General features: G+C 68.4%; 22 protein-coding genes. 14 read left to right on the forward strand and 8 right to left on the reverse strand.

Annotated elements, in window-relative coordinates:
• The first annotated feature begins 2 nt into the window (after window positions 1–2).
• The 12 genes from ACXI0U_RS04235 to ACXI0U_RS04290 all read left to right on the forward strand — a co-directional run bounded on the left by ACXI0U_RS04235 (window position 3) and on the right by ACXI0U_RS04290 (window position 12157).
• On the forward strand, window positions 3–533 hold the full coding sequence (locus ACXI0U_RS04235) for a cupin domain-containing protein (RefSeq protein WP_069563431.1): 531 nt from the start codon (window positions 3–5) through the stop codon (window positions 531–533).
• 7 nt (window positions 534–540) lie between these two features.
• Window positions 541–1416, forward strand: coding sequence for an alpha/beta fold hydrolase (locus ACXI0U_RS04240; RefSeq protein WP_479549810.1), 876 nt, complete (start codon window positions 541–543; stop codon window positions 1414–1416).
• Window positions 1403–2236 (forward strand): IclR family transcriptional regulator, encoded by an 834-nt coding sequence (locus ACXI0U_RS04245; RefSeq protein WP_069563433.1) that lies wholly within the window; start codon window positions 1403–1405, stop codon window positions 2234–2236. Before ACXI0U_RS04240 ends, ACXI0U_RS04245 begins: the two co-directional genes overlap by 14 nt.
• Window positions 2223–3020, forward strand: a complete 798-nt coding sequence (locus ACXI0U_RS04250) for an SDR family oxidoreductase (RefSeq protein WP_479549811.1) — start codon at window positions 2223–2225, stop codon at window positions 3018–3020. Before ACXI0U_RS04245 ends, ACXI0U_RS04250 begins: the two co-directional genes overlap by 14 nt.
• A complete protein-coding gene (locus ACXI0U_RS04255) occupies window positions 3013–4695 on the forward strand; it encodes a thiamine pyrophosphate-binding protein (protein WP_479549812.1) in 1683 nt (560 codons plus the stop codon). The genes ACXI0U_RS04250 and ACXI0U_RS04255 overlap by 8 nt, the downstream gene beginning before the upstream one ends.
• A 10-nt stretch (window positions 4696–4705) precedes the next feature.
• Window positions 4706–5509, forward strand: a complete 804-nt coding sequence (locus ACXI0U_RS04260) for an aspartate dehydrogenase (protein ID WP_431483761.1) — start codon at window positions 4706–4708, stop codon at window positions 5507–5509.
• A 10-nt stretch (window positions 5510–5519) separates the two neighbouring features.
• Window positions 5520–7007 (forward strand): aldehyde dehydrogenase, encoded by a 1488-nt coding sequence (locus tag ACXI0U_RS04265; protein WP_479549813.1) that lies wholly within the window; start codon window positions 5520–5522, stop codon window positions 7005–7007.
• A 10-nt stretch (window positions 7008–7017) separates the two neighbouring features.
• On the forward strand, window positions 7018–7989 hold the full coding sequence (locus ACXI0U_RS04270) for a VOC family protein (protein ID WP_374980146.1): 972 nt from the start codon (window positions 7018–7020) through the stop codon (window positions 7987–7989).
• 74 nt (window positions 7990–8063) lie between these two features.
• Window positions 8064–8282, forward strand: a complete 219-nt coding sequence (locus tag ACXI0U_RS04275; protein WP_184491500.1) for a recombinase-like helix-turn-helix domain-containing protein — start codon at window positions 8064–8066, stop codon at window positions 8280–8282.
• Between the two features lie 23 nt (window positions 8283–8305).
• Complete coding sequence (locus ACXI0U_RS04280) at window positions 8306–9325, forward strand: aromatic ring-hydroxylating oxygenase subunit alpha (protein ID WP_236232965.1); 1020 nt, start codon at window positions 8306–8308, stop codon at window positions 9323–9325.
• Between the two features lie 79 nt (window positions 9326–9404).
• Entirely contained in the window at window positions 9405–10364 is a 960-nt protein-coding gene (locus tag ACXI0U_RS04285) for a PDR/VanB family oxidoreductase (protein WP_236232964.1), read from the forward strand.
• Between the two features lie 572 nt (window positions 10365–10936).
• Window positions 10937–12157: a hypothetical protein gene (locus ACXI0U_RS04290; protein ID WP_236232963.1), complete on the forward strand. Its 1221-nt coding sequence runs from the start codon at window positions 10937–10939 to the stop codon at window positions 12155–12157.
• A gap of 219 nt (window positions 12158–12376) precedes the next feature.
• On the opposite strand, the gene pdeM is transcribed toward ACXI0U_RS04290, so the two are convergent.
• From pdeM to ACXI0U_RS04310, 4 genes are read right to left on the reverse strand one after another with little or no spacing between them, the layout of a single operon-like run.
• Window positions 12377–13039: a ligase-associated DNA damage response endonuclease PdeM gene (gene pdeM / locus ACXI0U_RS04295; RefSeq protein ID WP_374980148.1), complete on the reverse strand. Its 663-nt coding sequence runs from the start codon at window positions 13037–13039 to the stop codon at window positions 12377–12379.
• Window positions 13036–15531 (reverse strand): ligase-associated DNA damage response DEXH box helicase, encoded by a 2496-nt coding sequence (locus tag ACXI0U_RS04300; RefSeq protein ID WP_479549814.1) that lies wholly within the window; start codon window positions 15529–15531, stop codon window positions 13036–13038. The genes pdeM and ACXI0U_RS04300 overlap by 4 nt, the downstream gene beginning before the upstream one ends.
• Window positions 15528–17192, reverse strand: coding sequence for an ATP-dependent DNA ligase (locus ACXI0U_RS04305; RefSeq protein WP_479549815.1), 1665 nt, complete (start codon window positions 17190–17192; stop codon window positions 15528–15530). Before ACXI0U_RS04305 ends, ACXI0U_RS04300 begins: the two co-directional genes overlap by 4 nt.
• Window positions 17189–18205, reverse strand: coding sequence for a ligase-associated DNA damage response exonuclease (locus ACXI0U_RS04310; RefSeq protein ID WP_479549816.1), 1017 nt, complete (start codon window positions 18203–18205; stop codon window positions 17189–17191). Before ACXI0U_RS04310 ends, ACXI0U_RS04305 begins: the two co-directional genes overlap by 4 nt.
• 191 nt (window positions 18206–18396) lie before the next feature.
• On the opposite strand from ACXI0U_RS04310, the gene ACXI0U_RS04315 reads away from it, so the two are divergent.
• Window positions 18397–19554, forward strand: coding sequence for a sterol desaturase family protein (locus ACXI0U_RS04315; protein ID WP_479549817.1), 1158 nt, complete (start codon window positions 18397–18399; stop codon window positions 19552–19554).
• A gap of 393 nt (window positions 19555–19947) precedes the next feature.
• Here the strand turns inward: ACXI0U_RS04315 and ACXI0U_RS04320 are convergent, their stop codons facing one another.
• From ACXI0U_RS04320 to ACXI0U_RS04335, 4 genes are all read right to left on the reverse strand, one after another.
• On the reverse strand, window positions 19948–22488 hold the full coding sequence (locus tag ACXI0U_RS04320) for a penicillin acylase family protein (protein WP_479549818.1): 2541 nt from the start codon (window positions 22486–22488) through the stop codon (window positions 19948–19950).
• An 83-nt stretch (window positions 22489–22571) separates the two neighbouring features.
• Entirely contained in the window at window positions 22572–23222 is a 651-nt protein-coding gene (locus ACXI0U_RS04325; protein WP_043242801.1) for a glutathione binding-like protein, read from the reverse strand.
• Between the two features lie 96 nt (window positions 23223–23318).
• The gene (locus tag ACXI0U_RS04330) at window positions 23319–23519 is read right to left on the reverse strand and encodes an SEC-C metal-binding domain-containing protein (RefSeq protein WP_021219202.1); all 201 of its coding nucleotides are present in this window, start codon (window positions 23517–23519) and stop codon (window positions 23319–23321) included.
• 6 nt (window positions 23520–23525) lie between these two features.
• Window positions 23526–24026 (reverse strand): LEA/WHy family protein, encoded by a 501-nt coding sequence (locus ACXI0U_RS04335; RefSeq protein ID WP_479550026.1) that lies wholly within the window; start codon window positions 24024–24026, stop codon window positions 23526–23528.
• Between the two features lie 112 nt (window positions 24027–24138).
• Between ACXI0U_RS04335 and ACXI0U_RS04340 the strand changes: the two genes are divergently transcribed.
• Window positions 24139–24711, forward strand: coding sequence for a hypothetical protein (locus ACXI0U_RS04340; protein ID WP_184491469.1), 573 nt, complete (start codon window positions 24139–24141; stop codon window positions 24709–24711).
• Window positions 24712–24773: the final 62 nt, after the last annotated feature.

The raw sequence follows: 24773 nt of genomic DNA on the forward strand, positions 1-24773 counted from the left end.
CCATGACCGATCTCAACCAGAATGCGCCCCGATCCTGGGACCGCCCCCAAGGCGCCAGCTTCGAGCAGTGGTGCAACTCCCGCATCGCGCGCTACGCCACCCGCCGCTACGACTGGGATGCGCTGAAGTTCCAGGCCGACTACGACCCCAAGTTCCGCCGGGCGCAGATGCGCTACATCGGTACGGGGGGCACCGGTGTGGCCAGCGATGCGAACACCATCCCCTCCGAGCACTTCACCTTCTCCACCATGGTGATCCCGGCTGGCCACGAGGGCCCGCCGCACCTGCACATCGACGTCGAGGAAGTCTTCTTCGTCCTGCGCGGCACGCTCAAGGTCGTGCTGGAGAAAGACGGCGAGCGCTTCGAAACCGTCCTCACCGACCGTGACGTGATCTCCGTGCCGCCGGGCGTGTACCGCGAGGAGATCAACATCGGCGATGAAGACGCGCTGATGTGCGTGATGCTCGGCGCGAAGAAGCCCATCACTCCCACCTACCCGCCGGAGCACCCTCTGGCGAGCATCAAGCGCTGAGGTCGTGATGGACATGGCGCAGCCCCCCATCCCCACGACTCGCTTGCGACAGTGCTTCCCGGAGCGCCTGGTGACCATCACTGACGGTGCCCGGGTGGCCGTCCGCGAATGTGGCCAGGGCCCGGTGGTGGTGCTCCTGCATGGCATCGGTTCCGGTTCGGCGTCCTGGCTGCATTGCGCCCAGCGCCTGGCCGAAGGCCACCGCGTGATCGCCTGGGACGCACCGGGCTACGGCCTGTCCACGGCGCTGCCCGAGGGGCAGCCCAGGGCGCAGCACTACGTCGCCCGGCTGGAGGCGCTGCTGGAGGCCCTGGGTGTCGATCGTTGCGTACTGGTGGGGCATTCCCTGGGGGCGCTGATGGCCACCGCCTATGCCAGCGGAAGCGGCGCCCGGCGTGTTGCCCGCCTGGTGCTGCTCAGCCCGGCACGCGGCTACGGCGCCGAGGCCCTGCGGGAGGCCGGGCAACGGGTGCGCCGGCAGCGCCTGGACAGCCTCGAACGGTTCGGTATCGACGGCCTGGCCCGCGAGCGCAGCCGCCGGTTGCTGGGCCTCACTCCCAGCGAGGGGGCCCTGGCCTGGGTGCGCTGGAACATGGCCCGGCTGAACCCGACCGGTTACCGCCAGGCGGTGGAGCTGCTCTGCGGGGACGACCTGCTGGGCAACGGCCTGCCCGCGATGCCCTGCGAAGTGCATGCCGGTGAGGACGATGCCATCACCCCGCCGGAGGACTGCGCGGCCATCGCCCGGGCCCTGGAGGCGCCGTTTTCACTGATTCCGGGAGCCGGCCATGCCAGCCCCATCGAACAACCCGAGGTGGTTGCCGGCCGCATCGGCCACGCGCTACGCCTCGCCTTTCAAGGAGCCGCACATGGAAAAGCCTGAGGATCAGCACGACAGGTACATCGTGCCCGGCCTGGAGCGTGGCCTGCTGCTGCTGTGCGAGTTCAGCCGCAGGCACCGCACCCTGACCGCGCCCGAGCTGGCGCGCCGGCTGAAACTGCCGCGTTCCACCATCTTCCGCTTGCTGGCCACGCTGGAGGCCATGGGCTTCGTCAAGCGCAACGGCCACGAGTACCGCCTCGGCATGGCGGTACTGCGCCTGGGGTTCGAGTACCTGGCCTCGCTGGAGCTCACCGAACTGGGCCAGCCACTGCTCAACCAGCTCTGCGAAGAGGTCCGCTACCCGTGCAACCTGGTGGTCCGCGACGGTCGTTCCATCGTCTACGTGGCCAAGGTTTCACCCTCCACCCCGCTCTCCAGCACGGTCAGTGTCGGCACCCGCCTGCCGGCCCACGCCACCGTGCTGGGCCGCATCCTGCTGCAGGACCTGGGCCTGGACGAGCTGCGCGAGCTGTACCCGGAAGAGCGCCTGGAGCCTTTCTCGCCCTACACGCCGAGGACGGTGCTGGAGCTCTTCGACCTGGTGCAGGCCGACCGCCAGCGCGGCTTCGTCAGGGGCGAGGGGTTCTTCGAATCCACCATCTCCACCGTCGCCGCGCCGGTGCGCGACCACAGCGGCGGCGTGGTGGCCGCCCTGGGCGCCACCATCCCCGCGTCCGCCATCGAGCCCAACCGCCTCGACGGCCTGGTGAGCAGCGTGCGCCACCGCGCCGGTGAGCTGTCCCACCTGTTGAACTACACCCCGGACGGCCACGACAAGGTGACGCCCCTTTACCGGAGCAGACAGCATGAGCCTGTGTGACCTGTCCCACGCCGTGGCGGTGGTCACCGGCGGTTCCTCCGGCATCGGCCTGGCCACGGTCGAGTTGCTGCTGCAGACCGGCGCCGCCGTGGCCTTCTGTGGTCGTGACCGCGACCGCTTGCAGAGTGCCGAACGCGCCCTGCGCCGGTCGTTCCCCGAGGCCCGCCTGCTCGCCCGCTGTTGCGACGTACTGGACGCCGGGCAGGTCGCCGCCTTCGCCGAGGCGGTGGAGCAGGCTCTGGGGCGCGCCAGCATCCTGGTGAACAACGCCGGTCAGGGCCGCGTCTCCACCTTCGCCGACACCACCGACGCCGCCTGGACCGAGGAACTGAACCTGAAGTTCTTCTCCATCATCCACCCGGTGCGCGCCTTCCTGCCCCAGCTCCAGGGGCAGCCGGACGCCGCCATCGTCTGCGTCAACTCGCTGCTGGCCAGCCAGCCGGAACCGCACATGGTGGCCACCAGTGCCGCCCGTGCCGGGGTGAAGAACCTGGTGCGTTCCCTGGCCTTCGAGTTCGCCCCCCAGGGCATCCGGGTCAACGGCATCCTCATCGGCCTGGTGGAGTCCGGCCAGTGGCGCCGGCGCTTCGAAGCCCGTGAGGACCGCGACCAGGACTGGGCCCGCTGGAGCGGCGAGCTGGCGCAACGCAAGCAGATTCCCCTCGGGCGCCTGGGCCAGCCGGTCGAGGCGGCCCGCGTCATCGTTTTCCTCGCATCGCCCCTGTCGGCCTACACGACGGGCAGTCACATCGATGTTTCCGGAGGTTTGTCCCGTCATGCGTAACGAAACCCAAGTCACCGTCGGTGCGGCCATCGCCGCGTTCCTTGAACAGTGCGAGGTCAAGGCCGCCTTCGGGGTGATCTCCATCCACAACATGCCGATCCTCGATGCCTTCGCCCAGCGCGGGAACATCCGCTTCGTCATGGCCCGGGGCGAGGCGGGTGCCGCCAACATGGCCGACGCCTATGCCCGTACCACCGGGGGGCTCGCGGTGTGCCTGACCAGCACCGGAACCGCCGCCGGCAACGCTGCCGGGGCGATGGTCGAGGCCCTCACCGCCGGCACGCCGCTCCTGCACCTCACCGGGCAGATCGAAACACCCTATCTGGACCAGGGCCTGGGCTACATCCATGAGGCGCCGGACCAGTTGACCATGCTCGGGGCCATCTCCAAGAAAGCCTTCCGCGTGCGCAGCGCCGGCACCGCCATCAGCACCATCAAACTGGCCGTGCAAACCGCCCTGGCCGCGCCCGCTGGCCCGGTGAGCGTAGAAATCCCCATCGACATTCAGTCGGCATTGATCGACATGCCGGCGGACCTCTCGCCGCTGTCGGTGCCGGTGGTCGAGCCAACCGAGCAGGCGCTGGACGAGCTGGCCAAGCGCTTTGCCAGGGCCAGGCGCCCGATGCTCTGGCTCGGGGGCGGCGCCCGCCATGCCGGTGCGCAGGTCAGGCGCCTGCTGGACCTGGGCGTGGGCGTGGTCACCAGCACCCAGGGGCGCGGCATCGTCGCAGAGGATGACGAGCGATCCCTCGGTGCCTTCAACCTGAACCCACCCGTTGAGCAGTTCTACCAAGGCTGCGATGCCATGTTGGTGGTCGGTTCGCGCCTGCGTGGCAACGAAACCCTCAAGTACGAACTCGGGCTGCCCCGCCCGCTCTACCGCGCCGACGCCGATGCCACGGCGGAAGGCCGCGGCTACCCCAGCGACTTCTTCGTCTGTGGCGACGCCGAGCCGGTCCTCAAGGGCCTGGCCGACCGACTGGACGGGCGCCTGACGGTGGACCCGAGCTTCGCCGCCGACCTGGCGGCCGCGCGCAACCAGGCCCGCGCCCAACTGGTGGACGGCCTCGGCCCCTATGCCGCCCTGGTGGAGCAACTGCAAGCGCTGGTGGGGCGCGATTTCAACTGGGTTCGCGACGTCACCGTGTCCAACAGCACCTGGGGCAACCGCCACCTGAAGATCTTCAGCCCGCGCGCTGGCGTCCATGCCCTCGGCGGTGGCATCGGCCAGGGCCTGGCCATGGGCATCGGCGCCGCCGTGGGCGCGGCGGCGACGGCACCGGGGCGCAAGACCTTCGTGCTGGCCGGCGACGGCGGTTTCATCCTCAACCTGGGTGAGCTGGCCACCGCCGTGCAGGAGCGTGCCGACATGGTCGTCTTGCTGATGAACGACCAGGGCTACGGGGTGATCCGCAATATCCAGGATGCCGCCTACGGTGGCCGTCGCTGCTACGTCGACCTGCACACGCCGGACTACGCCCAACTGTCGGCTGCCCTTGGCCTGCGCCACGCCAGGGTCAGCGACCTGAAGGACTTCAGCCGCGTGCTGGACGGCGCCCTGGCCGAGCCCGGCCCCTTCCTGCTGGAGGTGGACATGCTCGCGGTGGGGCGCTTCAAGACCCTCTTCGCCGGCCCGCCGGTCAACCAAACCAAGGCCATCAAGGCCGCCGTCTGAGGCAGAAGCCATGTTGCATATCGCCATGATCGGTTGCGGCGCCATCGGCGTCGGTGTCCTGGAACTGCTGGAGAGCGACCCGCAGCTGTGCGTCGATGCGGTGATAGTCCCGCAGGCGTCCCAGGGGCTGGTTCGCCAGCGCCTGGCAGGTTTGCGCAAACCGCCCCGGGTGCTCACCGAACTGGATGCCGGCGCTCGCCCCGACCTGCTGGTGGAGTGCGCGGGGCACCGGGCCATCGAAGAGCACGTGCTGCCGGCACTGGCCCGGGGCATTCCCTGCCTGGTGGTGTCGGTGGGGGCGCTGTCCGAGCCGGGCCTGGTGGAGCGCCTGGAAGCTGCCGCCGAAGCCGGGCGCACCCGAGTCGAACTGCTACCGGGTGCCATCGGCGGAATCGACGCCTTGTCGGCCGCCAAGCTCGGCGGCCTGGAGTCGGTGCGCTACACCGGGCGCAAGCCGGCTCGCGCCTGGCTCGGTACGGCGGGCGAGGCGGTCTGCGACCTGGAGCGCCTGGAGGCAGCGCGAGTGATCTTCGAGGGCAGCGCCCGCGAGGCGGCGCGGCTGTACCCGAAGAACGCCAACGTCGCCGCCACCCTGTCTCTGGCCGGTCTTGGCCTGGACCGTACCCAGGTTCGCCTGATCGCCGATCCCACCGGCAGCGAGAACGTGCACCACGTAGAGGCCAGCGGTGCGTTCGGCGGCTTCGAGCTGACCCTGCGTGGCAAGCCCCTGGCGGCCAACCCCAAGACTTCGGCGCTCACCGTGTTCAGCGTGGTACGCGCGCTGGGCAACCACGCCCATGTGATTTCGATCTAGGACGACGACCGTGATTGACCTCGACCCGATCCAACCCATCTGCATTGCCGGCCAGTGGCACCAGGGCGGTGGCGACCTCTACCACAGCCTCTACCCGGCCACCGGCGAAGTCATCGCCCGGCTCCATGCCGCCAGCCTGGAGGATGTGGAGGCGGCCATCGTCGGCGCCGACCGGGCCTTTCGCGAAAGCGGCTGGGCCCAGCGCAAGCCCCATGAGCGCGCGGCGGTGCTCTACCGCATCGCGGCGCTGATCCGCGAGCGCAGCGAGGCCCTGGCCCAGCTCCAGCGCCTGGACAACGGCAAGCCGATTCGGGAGACGCGCAACCTGGTGGCCAGCGCGGCGGCTACCTTCCAGTTCTTCGCCGCTGCTTGCGAAACCCTGGAGGAAACCATCACCCCCTCCCGGGGCGACTTCGTCACCCTGAGCGTCTACGAACCCATGGGCGTGGTGGCCGCCATCACCCCCTGGAACTCGCCCATCGCCTCCGAGGCGCAGAAGCTGGCGCCGGCGCTGGCCGCCGGCAACGCGGTGGTACTCAAGCCGGCGGAGGTCACACCGCTGGCGGCCCTGGCGCTGGCTCGCATCTGCATCGATGCCGGCCTGCCGCCCGGCCTGGTCAGCGTACTGCCGGGCAAGGGCTCGGTGATCGGCGACGCGCTGACCCGGCATCCGCTGGTCAAGCGCGTGTCCTTCACCGGCGGCACCCGCACCGGCAAGCACATCGCCCGCATCGCCGCCGACAAGATGATGCCGGTGTCCATGGAGCTGGGCGGCAAGTCGCCCACCCTGGTGCTGGCCGATGCCGACCTCGACCACGCCGTGGCCGGGGTGCTCTACGGCATCTTCAGTTCCAGCGGCGAATCCTGCATTGCCGGCTCGCGGCTGTTCGTCACCCGCGAGCACTACGCGCCCTTCATGGAGCGCCTGGCGGCGGGGGCCGCTGCCCTGCGCGTCGGTGACCCGGCAGACGAGCGCACCCAGATGGGCCCCTTGATCACCGCGCAGCACCGCGAGTCGGTGGAGCGCTACGTGGAGCTGGGCCTGCAAGAGGGCGGGCGTCTGCGCACGGGGGGCCGGCGTCCCCAGGGCGAGGTGTTCGACCGGGGCTACTTCTACACCCCCACGATCATCGAGGGCCTGTCGAATGACGCCCGCCTGTGCCAGGAGGAGGTCTTTGGCCCGGTGCTGGTGGCCATGCCCTTCGACAGCGAGGAAGCCTTGCTCGAAGAGGCCAACGCCAGTTGCTACGCCCTCGCCGCCGGCATCTGGACCCGCGATTTCCAGCGGGCCTGGCGGCTCGGTCGGGCACTGCAGGCCGGCACGGTGTGGATCAACACCTACAAGCAGTTCTCCATCGCCACCCCCTTCGGTGGTTGGCGCGACAGCGGCCTGGGCCGGGAAAAGGGCCGCCTGGGCATCCTCCAGTACATGGAGCAGAAGAGCCTCTACTGGGGCCTGAATGAACAGCCGCTGGCGTGGGCCGGCGGGCAGCGATGAGGAACGCATCATGAGCGTATTGGGAATCGACGAAATCACCTACGGCGTGGAGGACCTGGCCACCAGCGCGGGCTTCTTCGCCGATTGGGGCCTGGAGGAAGTGGCGAGCCGCGAGGACGAAGTCGTCTTCGAGACCCTCAACGGCTGCCGGGTGGTCCTGGCCCATCTGGACAAGCCCGGCCTGCCACCCGCCATCGAGGCCGGCTCCACCCTGCGCGAGGTGGTCTGGGGCGTGGAAAGCGAAGCGGACCTCAAGCGCTACGCCGAGCGCATCGCGGGTGACCCGGGCTTCACCGAAGGCGAGGGGCGCATCGGCTGCACCGACCCCAACGGCCTGGCGGTGCGCTTCCAGGTCACCCGCAAGCGTGCTATCCAGGTCCAGTGCGGCCAGTCCAACACCTGGCAGTTCAAGGGCCGGATCAACCAGGCCAGCCCGATCTACGAGCGGGCCCAACCCATCGAGGTCGGCCACGTGGTGTTCTTCGTCAGGGACGTGAACGCCTGTGAGCGTTTCTACAGCGAGCGCTTCGGCTTCGTCTGCTCCGACCGCTACCCCGACCGGGGCGCCTTCCTGCGCTGCGCGCAGGAGGGTGGCCACCACGACCTCTTCCTTCTGCAACTGCCCCAGGCTCGCGCCGGCCTGAACCATGTGGCCTTCACCGTGCGCGACATCCACGAGGTCTTCGGTGGCGGCATGCACATCGCCCGCTGCGGCTGGGACACCGAGATCGGCCCGGGCCGGCACCCGGTGTCGTCCGCCTACTTCTGGTACTTCAAGAACCCCGCAGGCGCCCTGGTGGAGTACTACGCCGACGAGGACCAGCTCACCGGGCAGTGGCAGGCGCGGAGCTTCGAGCCCGGTCCCACGGTATTCGCCGAGTGGGCCATCGCCGGTGGCCTCGACGGCCACACGCGGCGGCAGAAGAGCGCCGAGGCGCCGCAAGGCCGCTTCCTTACCGAGAAGCCGGGCACCGGAACCTGAGCGAGTGCCATCCAACCCACGACTTCCCCGTTCACCCAGCCGTTCGTGAACGGTCATCCATGGAGGCCCATGACATGCAAGACCGCTACCTCGAACCGCACCAGGCCCGTACCCGCGAGCCGAACACCTTCGAAGACCTGCTCGGTGATTCCATCGAGCGTGCCTACGCCGCCGGCCTGCACGACCTGCCTGGCCTGCTGGGCTACCTCAACCAGGCCGGCCCCACCTGCCCGGGCGGCGTCCCCTGGACCGAAGCGACCTATGCCGCCCTGATGGCCCGTCTGGGTGAGTGAGTTCCCTCCAAGAGGAAAACGATATGAGTACCGTGGACCCTGTTGAAAACCTCCTGGCCAATGGCCTGAAGAACCTCTGGTTTCCCATTTGCCCGGTCGGCTTCATCGCTGACAGGCCTGTCTCCCTGCGTCGCCTGGGCCACAAGCTGGCGCTCTGGCGCGACACCGACGGCACCCTGCACGCCCTGGAAGACCACTGCCCGCACCGCGGGGCGCCACTGTCGCGCGGGGTCAACCTGGGCGACCGCCTGCAGTGCCCTTACCACGGCGTGGAGGTGCGCTGTGATGGCGTCGCCATCCGCGTGCCTGGCAGCCCCGGCTGCAAGCTGGAGGGCAGCCAGGCGACACGCTGGTTCCATGTCACCGAGGCGGCGGGTGCGGTCTGGCTCTACAACTCGGCACAGAACGTCGAGCAGGCACCGCCGCTGGTGTTGCCGGAACAACTGACCGACCCGGCCTTCTCCCACTTCCTCTGCTACGCCGAATGGCGCGGCGACTACCGCTACGTGCTGGACAACGTCATGGACCCCATGCACGGCACCTACCTGCACAAGCAGTCCCATTCGATGTCCGAAGGCGCAGGCCAGGCGAAGTTCGTCACCCGCGATACCGACACAGGCTTCATCTTCGAGAAGGAGGGCCAGCGCGGGGTGAACTTCGACTGGACCGAGTGGGCCGACTCCGGTGTGCACTGGATGCGGCTGGAAATTCCCTATCCCAAGACCGGCGGCCCGGGCGGCAACTTCCATATCGTCGGCAGCTACACGCCCATCGCGCACGACCTCGCCGCCGTGTTCCATTGGCGCTGCCGGGCGCTCACCGGCTGGCAGCGCGACACCTGGCGCTTCCTCTACAAGAACCGCCTGGAGGCTCGCCACTGGGCAGTGCTGGAGCAGGACCGGGAAATGCTCGAATTCATGGAGGCCGACGCCAACCAGCGGGAGAACCTCTACCAGCACGACCTGGGCCTGGTACGCCTGCGCCGCCACCTAAAGAGCCTGGCCAGGACGCAACTGGAGCTGAGCGAGGCCAGGCAGCCATGACGTCACCACGCGGTGCAGGGCGGAAGGCCCAGCGCCGCTGGCTCCTGCCCATGAAACGCCGCCTGGCATGAGGAAGGATATGACCCAGCACAACACCGTCCCGGCCTTCGTCCACACGCTGCGCCACGAGGCCGAAGGCATCATCGGCGTGGAGCTGCGCCCGCAGGGCGATGCGGTATTCAAGCCCTTCACCCCGGGCGCCCACATCGACCTGCACCTGGGCAATGGCCTGGTACGCAGCTATTCGCTGCTCAACGCCCCCGAGGAGCGGGGGCGCTACCGGGTCGCCATCCAGCTCGATCGCAACAGCCGGGGTGGTTCGGCCTACGTGCACCAGCACCTGCGGGTGGGCATGCCGCTGACCCTGTCGCAGCCGCGCAATCACTTCCCGTTGCACGAGGATGCGGAGCACACGGTGCTGGTGGCCGGCGGCATCGGCGTGACGCCCCTGTACTGCATGTTCCAGCGCATGCGCGCCCTCGGGCGCCCGGTGGAGTTGCTCTTCTGCGCGCGTTCACGCCGGGAGGCGGCCTTCGCCGACGAGCTGGCCGGCGTTGCGGATGCCCAGGTGCACCTGCATTTCGATGACGAACGGGGTGGCCCGGTCGACCTGGAGGGCTTCCTCGCCGAGCGTCCCTCCAGCGCGCATTACTACTGCTGCGGGCCGGCGCCGATGATCGAGGCATTCGAGCAGCACTGCGAGCGCCTCGGCCACGGCAACGCCCATGTGGAGCGCTTTGCCGCCCCGGTCCAGGCGCCGGCGGCACCTTCCGGCGCCTATGAGGTGCAGCTGGCGCGTTCGGCCAGGGTCATCCAGGTGGCGGTCGGCATGTCCCTGCTCGACGCCCTGCTGGCGTCGGGGGTCGACGTGGATTGCAGTTGCCGGGAGGGTATCTGCGGGGCCTGCGAGACGGTGGTGCTGGACGGGCAGCCGGACCACCGTGACGGCGTGCTGACCCAGGCAGAGAAGGCTGCCAACCGGACCATGATGGTCTGCGTGTCGGGCTGCAAGGGCGCGCGCCTGGTGCTGGACCTCTAGCTGTTCAACGTCCATTGCTCCAGGTTCACGGCGCCTTTGGCGCCGTTTTTTTTGCCTGGCTGACGGCAACTTTGTTCACCCGTGAATCCAGGTTTGAGGGCTTGGGATTGCTGGGCGAAAAGCTCCCTGCCCGGCGAACTTCCGCAAAGGAACGAGTCTGTCGGATCGAGCCGGTGGTTTCCCGGAACGTGTCACTTCAAGACTTCCACGCACGCAGTTTGTGCACTTTGGTTACCTCAGGAGAATTCGGTTTCACAGGGGGTACAAAGTGCTTCGTTTTACATGTAAATAATTGATTTAAAAGAGTTTTTAATAGGCTTTCCGTTTCGACGAATGGCACGCTTCCTGCTCCTTGTCCCCATGTCGCGCATGTAGATGCGCGCGGCGCCATTGCCACCTCTCCGGAAAGCTCGCATCAGTCTCCGGAGGCGCGGTAGACAACAACTCACGGGTGAATGAATCACGCTGCGATTCCAGGGTTCGGCGCTTGGCTCGAACCCTGGAAATACCGTGGCCGGGGACTTCTTTGCCTGCAGAAAACTGCCTTAGCGAAGGTGCAGAAGAGGTTTTTGATGAACAGATACGTGCTCCCTCTCGGTCTTGTACTCCTCACCGCTCCCGCCCTGGCTGCGTCGGCTGCCGACGCGCCTTCGGCCACCCCTGCCAAGCCTTTCCCGCATGTCGGCCTGCGCAGCGACGATGGCCGCAGCAGCCTGGACATCGGCGGCGCCCTGCGCCTGAACTACCGCGATGAACAATGGAAGACGACGGAGAACAACGGGCGGTTCCTCTTCGATACCTTCCGCCTCGACGTGCAGGCCACCCATGAGGACTTCTTCTCCGACCTGGGCTACTGGTTCCAGGACGATGGCAAGCGCTCCATCGATCGCGGTTTCGTCGGCTACCGGATCGACGACACCTCCAGCCTGCACCTGGGGGCGCCCCTCAAGCCCTTCGGCCTGGAGCCCTACCCGCAGTTCGGCTGGAGCTTCCACATCCCGTTCTTCCTGGGCTACGGCGTGAGCGCCGGGGCGGGGGCCAAATACCTATACAAGGACCAGGACTGGTCCCTCCAGGCGGGGTACTTCCCGCGCATGCTGCCCAGCTCGATCCGCTATTCGCCGGAGGTGGGGCGCTACGTCGACCTGGACGACAACGCCATAGCCGCCATCCATGCGCGGCAGGACAACGAGAAGCACGACCAGTTGAACCTGCGGGTGGCGCGCAGCCTGGCCGGTGAAGACTGGAAGGCCGAGATGGGTGCGTCGCTGGCCACCGCTCGCCTTTACAACGCCACCACCCGCGATGACGGCAGTTACCGGGCCGGCGGTGTGCATGCGGTGTTCAGCACCGGCCAGTGGACCGTCACCACCCAGGGCATCCGCTACCTGTTCGATCCGAAGAACCCGGCCGGGGTCCGCGATGACGTGATCCTGATGGGGGGCAACGGGCTGACCCCGGCCTACCTGATCGCCGCGCGGGCATCGGTGGTGTCCTTCAACGTCGGCTACGACGTGCCGACGCCGAGTCTGGGCCTGTTGAAGACGCTGCGCTTCTACAACGACTACAGCCGCATGTTCAAGGACAGGCGCGACTGGGACGACTCGCAGATGTTCACCGCCGGCGTGCAGTTCATCGCGATGCCGATCCTGGGCTGGCTGGACTTCACCTGGGGGCGCAATGCCAACCCATTCGGTGGCGCAGAGAGCGGAACCGGCTTCACCAGCGCCACATCGCCCCGCAGCAACGAATGGGTGTTCCGGACCAACCTGAACCTGGGCTACTACTTCTGAAGGGGGGCGGCCAGGGCATGGGGGCGCCCATGCCCGAACCTCTCGGCCACCCAAGGCAGCCCGTGGGCGAATTGCGGGCAAAAAAATAGGCGCCAACGTGGGCGCCAGGGAGCAATGAACAATGCATAGGTTCTGAGTGCTCCCTGGCGCGTAAGTTCAGAAAAACAGCAAAAAAGACGACATCCTGCGGCCATCCATAGGCCATCAAGCCAGGCGGCGTCAGCTGGGGAAGGCGGGCCAGACGCCGCCGTCGCCGCAGACGAAGACCCGCGTCGCGTTGTCCATGGCCTGGTCCATGCCTCCGGTGAACTCGCCGAAGGCCGGCAGCAGGCTCAGCTGTTCGCCGAGGCGGAAGCAGGGCAGGCGCAGGCTCTGGCGGCCGGGGCCGCGCAGGCGGAAGGTCGGGTGCAGGTGGCCGGCCAGCACGTGCAGCGTCGGGTGCGGCTCGGGCTCGTGCTGCAGGGCGAAGGGCCCCAGGGCCAGCGGTTCGTGGTGCAGGCTGAAGCCGAGCGCGGCGGGTGGGTCGCCGGCGTGGCGGTCGTGGTTGCCGCGCACCAGGTCGATGGCCAGGTGCGGATGCCCGGCGCGCCAGGCGGTGAGCACCGGCCAGAGCGGCGCCTCGGCGTCCTGGCGGGCATGCAGGAAGTCGCCGAGGAAGACCAGGCGGCGGCAGCCGTGCTCGTGCAGCAGCCGGTCCAGGCGGCGCAGGTTCTCTGCCGTGGTGCCGCTGGGCACCGGCTGACCGAGGCGACGGAAGCTGGCGGCCTTGCCGAAGTGGATATCGGCCACCAGCAGGCAGCCTTCCTCGGGCCAGTACAGCGCGCGGTCGGCCAGCAGCAGGACGCGGGTGCCGGCCAGCTCCACCTCCAGCGCGGCGTTCATCGCGCCCGGCTCCGGCGTGGCGGCTGGTCGGCGGCGCGCTCCAGCTGCTCCACCATGCGGGCGATACGGTCGGCCAGCTTCTCGCTGCTCAGCCCTTCGCGGAAGCGCTCCACCAGCAGCGGGAAGGCCAGGGGCGTGGGGCGCGGCACCTCCACCAGGCGCAGCTCGCGCTCGCCGATGCGTTGCAGGCAGGCCTCCAGGCGCGGCAGGTCCAGCTCCTGGCGCAGCACCTCCTCGCGGGCCTGGTGCAGCAGCAGGTTGTCCGGGTCGTACTGGCGGAACACGTCGAAGAACAGCCCGCTGGAGGCCTGCAGCTGGCGGGTGCTCTTGCTGGCGCCGGGGCGGCCGGCGAACACCAGCCCGGCGATGCGGGCGATCTCGCGGAAGCGCCGGCGTGACAGCTCGCTGGCATTGAGGCTGTGGAGCAGGTCCTCGAGCAGTTCGTGCTCGCTGAACAGCTCGGGACCCAGGCATGCGGCCCAATCCACCTCGGTGGCTGCCAGCAGCTCCAGGCCGTAGTCGTTGACGGCGATGGAGAAGCTCACGGGGCTTTGCCGGGCCAGGCGCCAGGCCAGCAGGCTGGCGAGGCCCAGGTGCACCTGGCGGCCGGCGAAGGGGTAGAGGAACAGGTGCCAGCCCTCGCGGCTCTTCAGGCACTCTGCCAGCAGGTTGTGCTCGTCGGGCAGCGCCGACCAGGCCTGCTGCAGTTCCAGCAGCGGGCGCGCCAGTTTCAGCTCGGGGCTGTCGTAGCGGCCCCGCGCGGCCTCGCCCAACTGGTGCACCAGGGCGTCGGCCAGTTCGCTGGAAAGCGGCATGCGCCCGCCATTCCAGCGCGGGATGGCGGCCTTGCGCGCGGCGCTGCGGCGCACGTAGGCGGTCATGTCCTCGACCCGCACCAGCTCCAGCGGGCGCCCGGCGAAGAGGAAGGCGTCGCCCGGACGCAGGCGCGAGATGAAGCCTTCCTCGATGCTGCCCAGGGAGCCGGCGGCGCCACCCTTGCCCCAGAAGCGCACCTGCAGGCTGGCGTCACTGACGATGGTGCCGATGCTCTGCCGGTGCCGCCGCGCCAGCTGTGCGCTGGGCACCTGCCACAGGCCGCTGTCGTCGGGCTCGGCGCGGCGGTATTCGGGGTAGGCGGTGAGGGAGTGGCCGCCGTGGCGGATGAAGGCCAGGGCCCAGGCCCATTCGTCGTCGCCCAGGGCGCGGTAGGCCCAGCAACTGCGCACCTCGGCGAGCATCGCCTCGGCCTGGAAGCCACCGCCGAGGGCCATGCTGACCAGGTGCTGGACCAGCACGTCCAGCGGCTTTTCCGGGCTCAGGCGTGCTTCGATGCGGCGCTCGGCGATGGCCTGGCGCGCGGCCACCGCCTCCACCAGTTCCAGGCTGTGGGTGGGCACCAGGGTCACCCGCGAGGCGCGGCCCGGTGCGTGGCCGGAGCGGCCGGCCCGTTGCATCAGCCGCGCCACGCCCTTGGCGGTGCCCACCTGGAGCACCCGCTCCACGGGGAGGAAGTCGACCCCCAGGTCGAGGCTGGAGGTGCACACCACCGCCTTGAGGCGGCCCTGCTTGAGGCCGTTCTCGACCCACTCGCGCACCTCGCGGGACAGCGAGCCATGGTGCAGGGCGATCAGCCCGGCCCAGTCCGGCCGCGCCGCCAGCAGGGCCTGGTACCAGGCTTCGGACTGCGCGCGGGTGTTGGTGAACACCAGGCTGCTGGCGCTGGACTCCAGCTCCGCGACCACCTGCGGCAGCATGCGCAGGCCCATGTGCCCGGCCCAGGGAAAGCGCTCGACGTTGGCCGGCAGCAGGGTGTCCACCTCCAGGCGCTTGCGTTGTTCGCCCTGCAGCAGAAGCCCGTTGCCGTCGGGCACCAGCACCTGCAGCGCGTGGTCCAGGTTGCCCAGGGTGGCGGAGAGGCCCCAGGTGGCGAGCCCGGGGTTCCACAGGCGCAACCGTGCCAGGGCCAGTTGCAGCTGTACGCCACGCTTGTTGCCGAGCAGCTCGTGCCATTCGTCGACCACCACCATGCGCAGCCCGGCGAAGGCCTGGGCGGCGTCGGCGCGGGTCAGCAGCAGGGTCAGGCTTTCCGGCGTGGTGACCAGCACGCTGGGCAGGTTGCGCGATTGCCGGGCCCGCTCGGCGCTGCCGGTGTCGCCGGTGCGCAGGCCCAGGCTCCAGGGCAGGCCGAGTTCGTCGATGGGCGCCTGCAGGGCGCGGGCGGTGTCGGCGGCCAGGGCGCGCATGGGGGTTATCCACAGCACCGAGAGCGGTAGCACCTGGCCCTTGCCACGCTCCTTGCGGGTGGGTGTGGCGCCGGCCAGCACATCGAGCGCGGCGAACCAGGCGGCGTAGGTCTTGCCGGCGCCGGTGGTGGCGTGGAGCAGGCCGGAGCGGCCCTGGGCGACGGCGCGCCAGAGGGCCTTCTGGAAGGCGAAGGGGCGCCAGCCACGGTCGTCGAACCAGCGCGAGGAGGGGCGGGGGGCGCGGCTCAAGCCTCGGGCTCCGTCGTGGCATCGGCCAGCAGGGCCTGGAGGCTGGCGAGGGTGTCGGCCTCGGCCACCGGTTTGTCCTGGCGCCAGCGCAGCATGCGCGGGAAGCGCACGGCGACACCGCTCTTGTGCCGCTTGGACAGGGCGATGCCCTCGAAGCCCAGTTCGAACACCAGGGTGGGGGTGACGCTGCGCACCGGGCCGAATTTTTCCACCGTAGTGCGGCGGATGATGGCGTCGACCTTGCGCATCTCCTCGTCCGTGAGGCCCGAGTAGGCCTTGGCGAAGGGCACCAGGGCGCGCTCGGCGCTGGCGTCCTCGCCCTCCCAGACGGCGAAGGTGAAGTCGGTGTAGAGGTTGGCGCGGCGCCCGTGGCCACGCTGGGCGTAGATCAGCACGGCGTCGACGCTGTAGGGGTCGAGCTTCCATTTCCACCAGGTGCCCTGGTCCTTGGTGCGGCCGACGCCGTAGAGCGCGTCGCGGGCCTTGAGCATCATCCCTTCGACGCCCAGGGCGCGGGCGCCTTCGCGCTGGCGGGCGAGGTCGGGCCAGTCTTCGCCGTGCACCTCGGGGGACAGCTCCAGCACCGGGTCGCTCAGCTCCTCCAGCAACTGCTCCAGGCGTTCGCGGCGTTCGGCCAGGGGGCGCTGGCGCCAATCCTCGCCGCGCCATTCCAGCAGGTCGTAGGCCACCAGGCGCACGGGGGCGTCGTCGAGCACCTTGCGGGTCAGGCGCTTGCGGGCGATGCGTTGCTGCAACAGGGCGAAGGGCTGCACGCGGCCGTCCTTCCAGACCAGGATCTCGCCGTCGATCACGGTGCCGTCCGGCAGCGCGTGGGCGAGGCCGTGGAGTTCGGGGAAGCGCTCGCTGACCAGCTCCTCGCCCCGCGACCAGATCCACAGGTGGCCGTCGCGGCGCACCAGCTGGGCGCGGATGCCGTCCCACTTCCACTCGATCAGCCAGTTCGCCGGGGAGCCGAGCAGGTCGGCGAAGGACGCCACCTCCGCCTGCAGCGGGTGGGCGAGGAAGAAGGGGTAGGGCAGGCCGCCGCGTTCCAGGTGCTCGGCCTCGCTCTGTGCGGCGATGAGCCGGGCATAGCCCTGGGCACTGGGCGGGCGCGAGGCGTCGGTGTAGCCGACCATGCGCTGGGCGACGCGCTTGGGGTCGAGCCCGGCGAGGTTGGCCAGGGCGCGGGTCACCAGCAGGCGCGAGACGCCGACGCGGAAGGCGCCGGTGACCAGCTTCAGGCACACCAGCAGGCTCAGGCGGTCGAGGCGTGCCCAGAGCGGCGGCAGGCGGGCGGCCAGTTCCGTCGGCGGCAAGCCGCGCAGGGGCAGCAGATGCTCCTCGACCCAGGTGGCGAGGCCCTCGTCGGAGCGATGGACGCTGGGCGGCAGCAGCAGGGAAATGGTTTCGGCCAGGTCGCCCACTGCCTGGTAGCTCTCCTCGAACAGCCACTCGGGCAGGCCGGTGATGGCCAGGGTGATGTCCCGCAGCTGGCGCACCGGCACCAGCTGGCGCGGCTTGCCGCCACTGAGGAAGTACACCGCCCAGGCGGCATCCTCGGGCGCGGCGCTGGCGAAGTAGTCCTGCAGGGCGGCCAGCTTGGCGTTGTTCGAGGTGCTGGCGTCGAGACGGCCGTAGAGCTCGGCAAAGTCCTTCACGGAGTCGCCTCCGCGGCCGTGGCGGGTTCGTCCTCGTCGCCGTATTCGGTGCTGAAGCCCTGGGCGTCCAGGCCCTGTTCGCAGAGGTAGCGCACCAGCACGTTGACCGAGCCATGGGTGACGAACACCCGTTCGGCGCCGCTCTGCTCGATGGCCCAGAGCAGGCCGGGCCAGTCGGCGTGGTCGGAGAGCACGAAGCCGCGGTCCACGCCGCGTCGCCGGCGGGTGCCGCGCAGCATCATCCAGCCGCTGGCGAAGGCGTCGCTGTAGTCGCCGAAGCGGCGCATCCAGGTGCTGCCGCCGGCCGAGGGCGGGGCCAGCACCAGGGCCTGGCGCAGCAGCGGGTCGTTGCGGGGGATGTCTCCGGCGTAGCGGGTTTCCGGCAGGGCGATGCCGGCTTCGCGGTAGACCCGGTTGAGCGGCTCCATGGCGCCGTGGGCGAGGATCGGGCCGATGCTGGCGTCGATGCCGTGGAGGATGCGCTGGGCCTTGCCGAAGGCGTAGCAGAACAGCACGCTGGCGCGCCCGGCGGCCTGGTTGGTGCGCCACCAGGCGTCGATTTCGCCGAACAGCGCGGCTTGCGGCTGCCAGCGGTAGATGGGCAGGCCGAAGGTGGATTCGGTGATGAAGCAGTGGCAGCGCACCGGCTCGAAGGGCGCGCAGGTGCCGTCGGCCTCGGTCTTGTAGTCGCCCGAGGCGACCCAGACTTCGCCCTGGTATTCCAGGCGCACCTGGGCGGAGCCGAGCACGTGGCCGGCCGGGTGCAGGCTGAGGGTGACGCCGCCGTGCTCCAGGCGCTCGCCGTAGTCGAGGGTCTGCAGGCGGATGTCGCCCAGGCGCGCCCGGAGGATGCCTTCGCCGGCGGCGGCCGCCAGGTAGTGGCCGTTGCCGGTGCGCGCGTGGTCGCCGTGGCCGTGGGTGATGACGGCACGTTCCACCGGTTTCCAGGGGTCGATGTAGAAGTCACCGGGCGGACAGTAGAGGCCTTCGGGCCTCGCGACGACCAGGTCCATGGGCACGCCTCGCTGTGGGCTCATGGTTATGAGCATGGTCGGGGTCGGTTGGTTCGGCTGGCAAGTTCGCCTCGGGATCGCGACACAGGTCACGGAAGTCCCGGGCGTTCGTCGGAACAGGTGGCCTGGGGCCAGGTGGTGACGTCAAGATTCGGAGCGGCTCTTCTGCCGACTTCATGGAGGATGTGCGAATGCAGGCGATCAAGGCCTATTTCCAGCGCCACGGCCACGATCCGTTCCGGATCGGTGAGGGGCGTATCAGCGGTTACATTTCGGCAGCGCTGGGGCTGCTCAGCCTGTGCGCGGTGCTGTGCTTCCTGTTCCCCGAGTGGCTGACCTTCGCCGAGTTCCGCAAGGTCTACAGCGAGCAGTTCGCCCGTAGCGTGCTGCTGGTGGGGCTGGTGGCGTCGTTCTCCCTGGGCACGCTCAACATCCTGCTCAACCGCCGCAAGCGGCTGGGCTTCACCGGCATCGCCGCCTCGGGCCTGGCGGTGTTCCTCGGTGGCACCAACATCCAGTTCGAGACCATCGGCCAGACCCCCTATTCCCTGGGGCTGGACTGGTTCGTGCTGGCGCTGCTGGTGTCGGCCATCGTCTTCATCCCGCTGGAGAAGCTCTACGCCAAGGACCCGCAGCAGAACATCCTGCGTCCCCACTGGCGCACGGACCTGGCGTACTTCTTCGTCAGCCACATGCTGGTGCAGTTCATCCTGATCTTCGTCACCGCCTCGTCCACGCTGCTGGGTGGCTGGGCGGTGTCGCCGGCCTTCCAGGCGGGCGTGCAGTCGCTGCCGATCTGGCTGCAGTTCATCCTCGCTGTGCTGGTGGCGGACCTGGGCCAGTACTGGCTGCACCGCCTGTACCACGTGGTGCCCTGGCTATGGCGCTTCCACGCGGTGCACCACTCGAGCACGGCGATGGACTGGCTGGCCGGCTCGCGCATCCACTTCGTGGAGATCCTGCTGACCCGCACCGGGGTGCTGGTGCCGCTGATGCTGATGGGCTTCTCGCCCCAGGCGATGAATGCCTACGTGATCCTGGTGGGCGTGCAGGCGGTGCTGGCCCACGCCAACGTGCGCATCGACGGCGGCTGGCTGAACTACCTGCTGGTGCTGCCGCGCTACCACCACTGGCACCACGCCCGGCACCCGGACTACATCTACAAGAACTACGCGATCCACCTGCCGATCGTCGACATGGTGTTCGGCACCTTCAAGCTGCCGCCCAAGGAGTGGCCGACCCGCTACGGCGTCTTCGGCAAGCCGCTGCCGGACGGCATCCTGCGCCAGCACCTGTACCCCTTCCAGAAGCCGGAGCCCAAGGCGCCGGTGAAGCCGAAGGCGTCCTGACCTTCGACGGCGGCCCATGTGCAATGCATGGGCCGCTGCTTCTGATTTGCCCCTCTCCCTTTTCGTCGATTCCCGGGCTGAAGCCCGGGCTACGTTCGGGTTGCGTTCGTAGGTTGGCGCCGAGCGTGCGAGGCCCAACATCGAGGCTGGGATCGGCTTCGGTGTGTTGGGCTTCGTGCCTCAGCCCAACCTACGTCTCTGCAATTCCTGCCTTTGGTGTTTTCTCTCCCGCCAATTCCCGGGCTGAAGCCCGGGCTACGTCCGTAGGTTGGTGCCGCCTTTTCGCGGGCAAAAGAAAGGGCGCCGGTGAGGGCGCCCTGAAAATGATGTGATCTATGGAGTAAGTCCGCTTACATAGACAGCCGTGGGGCGGTTAGTTCCCGCCCCGGCCGATCATTTTTGCGGGGTGAGCGTCAGCCGCTTGGTGCCGTAGACCTTGTCGAGGTTCTGCGACTGGAAGGGGAAGCTCATGTAGCGGGCCTTGAGCCAGGCGTCGATCCCGTCGGCGTAGTTGGGGCTGGCCGGGTTGCCGGATTGGCCGGAGCTGTTGAGCCCGATCATGGGTTCCGGCTGGCCGAAGTCGACGATGATGCGCATGGCCGGGATCAGCCAGGTGTCGAAGTTGTTGCCCCACTCGTAGGCCGAGACGTTCAGCGTGTTCATGTCGCCGCCGGCCTGGTATGGGCCACGGTCCAGGTAGCCCTGGATGGTGTTGATCCCGGTGCGCTGGCTGGCGCTCATGAAGGGCGCGAGCTTGGTGGTTTCGGTGGCCCAGGTGTAGCTGTGCAGCTTGCCCCATTGCCAGGCCTTGCGGTCGGCACCGAGCTTGCCTTCGGCGAAGCTGACGGCGGCGGCCAGGCTGCGGGCGAGGATGGCGGGCTTGTCTTCCTTCTGCGGGGTGCGTACATCGTCCCAGAAAGGGCTGTCGGCGCGGCCCAGCAGGTGGTCGGCCTGGGCCGAGTAGGAGAGGTTGGCGGTTTCCACCAGCGCCTGCCAGGCCGGGCTGCCTTCGGGGCCGAGCTCGTCCTGGAAGATCTGCTTGGCGCTTTCTTGCAGGAAGGCTTCGTAGAACACCGCGTCGGTGGAGGTCGGGCGTAGGTCGCCGTTGAAGGCCAGCAGGCGGCTCAGGGCTTCGCGGGCCTTGTCGCGCTCGGCGGTGGGCAGGGCGTCGATGGCCTTCTTCAGCGGCTGGGCCATGGCCGGGTCTTCGAACATGGCCTTGAGCTTGGCGGCGAAGGGCGTGGTCTGGTCGTACTGCATGGCGATGGTGCTGCGGGTGTCGTGCTTGCCGCTGCCGGCGAGCTGGGCGATGCGCTCGGCCCGCTCCGGGTAGAACCAGGAGTTGGACAGCTGCACGCCATAGCCGCCCTGCACGGTGCGGTGGTTGGCGGTGCCCAGCCAGCCCTGGCTCGGGTCCTGGTCGTAGGGGTGCAGCATGGGGTCGGCGTAGCCGTCCCATTCGTAGCGGCCGTCCCAGCCGGGGGAGGGCATCAGGCCATGGCCTTCGCGGCGGTTAGGGTAGCGGCCGGTGACCTGCCAGGCGATGTGCTGGGCATCGGCGGTGAGCAGGTTGAGGCCGATGGCGCGGATCGAGCGGGTCGCCTCGCTGGCCTGCTCGACGGATTGCGCGCGGGACAGGTCGAAGAAGGCGTCCAGGGTCTGGTCGCTTTCGAACTGGGCGGTCTTCAGGGCGATGCCCAGGCCGCTCTTGATCTCGATCGGTTGCAGCGGGTGCTTGCGCTGGCCGAGCACGGAGTTGAGCAGCGGGCCGTGGCGGGTCTCGTAGAGGGTTTCGCGGATCGGCCGCTCGCCCTTGATGAAGAAGGTCTCGTTGCGCTCGATGGCCGGCTGCCATTTGCCGTCGGCCAGGTAGTAGAGGCGGCTGCCTTCGCGCTTGACCTTCTCCAGGTAGAGGTCCTGGTTGTCGGCCATGACCATGGTCATGCCCCAGGCCAGCTTGCCGTTGTAGCCGGCGACCACGGCGGGCACGCCGGCGATGGTGACGCCCGCCGCCTGGAACTTCGGCGAGCGGATCTGCATGAAGTTCCAGTACGAGGGCATCGACAGCGGCAGGTGGGTGTCGTTGGCGAGGATGCTCTTGCCGTTGCGCGTGCGTTCCGGGGCGATGGCCCAGTTGTTCGAGGCGGCGACGCCGAGCATGTTCAGGCCCGCCAGTGCGCCTGCGGCCTGGTCGATGGCGGCGAGGCCCTGGATCTGCCCACCGAGGTTGAGGCCCTTGAGCTTGTCGGCCTCGTCGAACGGCAGGTTCTCGTCCGGGTAGGTGGGCAGCAGCCAGGCGACCTTGTCCGCCCCGACCTTCTGCGCCATGACCAGCGAGGCGATCTCTTCCTGCAGGTTCACCGCCAGGCCGAAGTTCAGCAGGGTGAACACCAGCACCGAGTCCTCGGGCTTCCAGTACGCGGGCTTGTAGCCGGACTCGGCGAGGTCCATCGGCAGCTTGTCGCGGTACTGGAAGAGGTAGGCGTTGACGCCACGCGCGTAGACCTCGAAGAAGGACTTCAGGCGCGGGGAGGCGTTCTTGTAGAGGATGTCGGCGCTCTTGCGCAGGTTCACCGCGCGCATGAAGCGGTCGACGTCCAGCACGCCGGGGCCGGCCATTTCCGCCAGGCGGCCTTCGGCCATGAGGCGCAGGCCGATCATCTGGCTAAGGCGATCGGTGGCGTGCACGTAGCCCATGGTGAACAGGGCGTCGTGGAAGGTGGTGGTTTCGATCAGCGGCATGCCCAGCGGGTTGCGGCGGATCGAGACGCTCTGGGCCAGGCCCTTGACCGGCTTGAAGCCGGAGGTGGGCGGCAGGCTGTCGGAATAGCGGCTGTCGAGCCAGGACTGGCAGCCAGTGAGCGCGACCATGGCGCCGAGGGCGGCGGCCAGGCAGAAGCGGGGCAGGAAGCGCTGGGGCGCAGGCGAGGCCATGGAGCGGTATCTCCCGAAGAGGCAGCGGTTTTCAAACGCGCTACGTTAGAGAGCGGCCTCGCACTGCGCAAGCGGCGGAGGCCCTACTTTTTAGCGGCAGCGGGGTTGATCTTTTCCACCAGGTCATAGGCGCGAACGGTGGCCGGGCGGGCCTGGATGCTCTGGAACCAGCGCTTGAGGTTGGGGAAGTCGTCGAGGTCCTGTTCCTGGAAGGTGTGCGGCACGATCCAGGGGTAGATGGCCATGTCGGCGATGCCGTACTCGGCGCCGGCGACGAAGGGGCGATCGGCCAGGCGCTTGTCGAGCACGCCGTAGAGGCGAGCGGTTTCCTTCACGTAGCGCTGGATGGCGTAGGGCACCTTCTCCGGGGCGAAGCGGTTGAAGTGGTGGTTCTGCCCGGCCATCGGGCCCAGGCCGCCCATCTGCCAGAACAGCCACTGGAGGGTTTCTTCGCGGCCGCGCAGGTCCTGCGGGATGAAGCGGCCGGTCTTTTCGGCGAGGTAGAGCAGGATGGCGCCGGACTCGAACAGCGACAGCGGCTCGCCGCCGTCCGCCGGGGCGTGGTCGACGATGGCGGGAATGCGGTTGTTCGGGGCGATCTTGAGGAAGTGTGGCTGGAACTGTTCGTCCTTGCCGATGTTGATGGGGTGGATCCGGTAGGGGAGGCCGGTCTCCTCGAGGAACAGCGTGATCTTGTGGCCGTTGGGGGTGGTCCAGTAATACAAGTCGATCATGGTGGGACTCCTCAGGAAGCGGGCGGCCAGCCTAAAGTATTCCCGGCACCCACGAAAAGGCCCGTGCTAGACGGGCCTTGGTCGTGCTGGCGCGGATCAGGCGCCGTGGCACTTCTTGAACTTCTTCGCGCTGCCGCAGGGGCAGGGGTCGTTGCGGCCCACTTCCTTCAGCGGGTTGCGCACCGGCTCCTGGGGGCCGTGGTTGCAGTGCGGGCCGTGCACATGGCCGTGATCGTGGTGGTCATGATCATGGTCGTGGTTGCAGTCGGGGCCATGGACATGGGGTTCTTGACTCATGGAACGTCACTCCGGGATGTAGTTGCCCGGGATTATCTCGCCATTGCGCGAGAGGTGCACGCTCTTGCCGAACATCAGGCCGGTCTTCACTTCGCCTTCGAGGCGGTAGCGAATGGCTTCGTCGGGTTTCTCCAGGAGCTTGACGATGTACTTCATGTGGCGCCAGAGGTTGGTACGCACCGGGACATCGAAGGTTTCGTGGCCGTTGGCCGGGACGGTGAACCAGGTGCTGGATTCGCCGGAGGCGAGCTTCACGTCGTTGAGGTGGACGGTATAGACCAGGCCGCGCACGGGCAGGCTGACGTCATTGGGGTTGTCCACACGGAAGCGCAGCAGGAACTGCTGCTCGAGAAGCTTGGCCTTGATTACATCGACTTTCACCAGCTGTACGTCCGGATCGCGGAAGTCGCCGGTCATCCAGGTGGAACATCCGGTCATGCCCGAAAAAGGTAGGGCCAGTAACATTAGTAGGCTGAGAATTCTTATCGTTTGCGCCTGAGAAAACATTGCATTACTCCATCGACGCTCAAGTGTAACAAGCAACTGCTTGGCTGCAACTTGTTGTTTGCAGAAAAAAACCTGCGCCATACTGCTGTCTGTTTCGGACAGGAGTGTGACCATGAGCCGCTACGAGATCGCTTTCTCCGGCCAACTGGTTCCGGGAGCCCGGCTGGAGCTGGTGCAGGCCAACATGGCCAAGCTCTTTCAGGCTGACGCGCAACGTATCGCCATGCTGTTCTCCGGCAGGCGCATCGTGATCAAGAACAACCTCGATGAGGCTGCCGCCGAGAAATATCGTGCAACGCTTGAGCGTGCCGGTGCGGTGGTGGACGTGGTGTCGATGGACGTCGAGATCGAGGAGGTGGAGCTGGCTCCACCGCCGCCGGAGTCGCCGGTGGCCGCCCCGGTGCGTGCCGCCGTCACCCAGCCGGCCGGCGAGCCGGCAGCGGTGGGTCGCCTCAAGGTGGCCCCGCGCGACGAGTACATGGCGGCCTTCATCGATGTGGAGGCGCCGGACTTCGGCATCGCCCCGGTGGGTGCCGACCTGCAGGACGCCAAGGCCGACGCGACGCCGCCCAAGGTCGACCTGAGCCAGTTCAGCCTGGCGCCGGTGGGCAGCGACATGGGCCAGGCCAAGGCCGCCCCGGCCGGCCCGCCGCCGGACATCTCGCACCTGCGCCTGCAGGAGTGAGCGCCTGATGTGAAAAGCCCGCCGATCGGCGGGCTTTTCATTGGTGCGAAGGAGCGGCGGCG

This window comes from Pseudomonas sp. C9D1 (assembly GCF_056491235.1).

What these genes read in the sequence shown, in the direction of transcription:
- ACXI0U_RS04235 (WP_069563431.1), top strand. Translation starts at nt 3, where the DNA reads ATGACCGATCTCAACCAGAATGCGCCCCGATCCTGGGACCGCCCCCAA.
- ACXI0U_RS04240 (WP_479549810.1), top strand. Translation starts at nt 541, where the DNA reads ATGGACATGGCGCAGCCCCCCATCCCCACGACTCGCTTGCGACAGTGC.
- ACXI0U_RS04245 (WP_069563433.1), top strand. Translation starts at nt 1,403, where the DNA reads ATGGAAAAGCCTGAGGATCAGCACGACAGGTACATCGTGCCCGGCCTG.
- ACXI0U_RS04250 (WP_479549811.1), top strand. Translation starts at nt 2,223, where the DNA reads ATGAGCCTGTGTGACCTGTCCCACGCCGTGGCGGTGGTCACCGGCGGT.
- ACXI0U_RS04255 (WP_479549812.1), top strand. Translation starts at nt 3,013, where the DNA reads ATGCGTAACGAAACCCAAGTCACCGTCGGTGCGGCCATCGCCGCGTTC.
- ACXI0U_RS04260 (WP_431483761.1), top strand. Translation starts at nt 4,706, where the DNA reads ATGTTGCATATCGCCATGATCGGTTGCGGCGCCATCGGCGTCGGTGTC.
- ACXI0U_RS04270 (WP_374980146.1), top strand. Translation starts at nt 7,018, where the DNA reads ATGAGCGTATTGGGAATCGACGAAATCACCTACGGCGTGGAGGACCTG.
- ACXI0U_RS04275 (WP_184491500.1), top strand. Translation starts at nt 8,064, where the DNA reads ATGCAAGACCGCTACCTCGAACCGCACCAGGCCCGTACCCGCGAGCCG.
- ACXI0U_RS04280 (WP_236232965.1), top strand. Translation starts at nt 8,306, where the DNA reads ATGAGTACCGTGGACCCTGTTGAAAACCTCCTGGCCAATGGCCTGAAG.
- ACXI0U_RS04285 (WP_236232964.1), top strand. Translation starts at nt 9,405, where the DNA reads ATGACCCAGCACAACACCGTCCCGGCCTTCGTCCACACGCTGCGCCAC.
- ACXI0U_RS04290 (WP_236232963.1), top strand. Translation starts at nt 10,937, where the DNA reads ATGAACAGATACGTGCTCCCTCTCGGTCTTGTACTCCTCACCGCTCCC.
- pdeM (WP_374980148.1), bottom strand. Translation starts at nt 13,039, where the DNA reads ATGAACGCCGCGCTGGAGGTGGAGCTGGCCGGCACCCGCGTCCTGCTG.
- ACXI0U_RS04310 (WP_479549816.1), bottom strand. Translation starts at nt 18,205, where the DNA reads ATGGACCTGGTCGTCGCGAGGCCCGAAGGCCTCTACTGTCCGCCCGGT.
- ACXI0U_RS04315 (WP_479549817.1), top strand. Translation starts at nt 18,397, where the DNA reads ATGCAGGCGATCAAGGCCTATTTCCAGCGCCACGGCCACGATCCGTTC.
- ACXI0U_RS04320 (WP_479549818.1), bottom strand. Translation starts at nt 22,488, where the DNA reads ATGGCCTCGCCTGCGCCCCAGCGCTTCCTGCCCCGCTTCTGCCTGGCC.
- ACXI0U_RS04325 (WP_043242801.1), bottom strand. Translation starts at nt 23,222, where the DNA reads ATGATCGACTTGTATTACTGGACCACCCCCAACGGCCACAAGATCACG.
- ACXI0U_RS04330 (WP_021219202.1), bottom strand. Translation starts at nt 23,519, where the DNA reads ATGAGTCAAGAACCCCATGTCCATGGCCCCGACTGCAACCACGACCAT.
- ACXI0U_RS04335 (WP_479550026.1), bottom strand. Translation starts at nt 24,026, where the DNA reads ATGTTTTCTCAGGCGCAAACGATAAGAATTCTCAGCCTACTAATGTTA.
- ACXI0U_RS04340 (WP_184491469.1), top strand. Translation starts at nt 24,139, where the DNA reads ATGAGCCGCTACGAGATCGCTTTCTCCGGCCAACTGGTTCCGGGAGCC.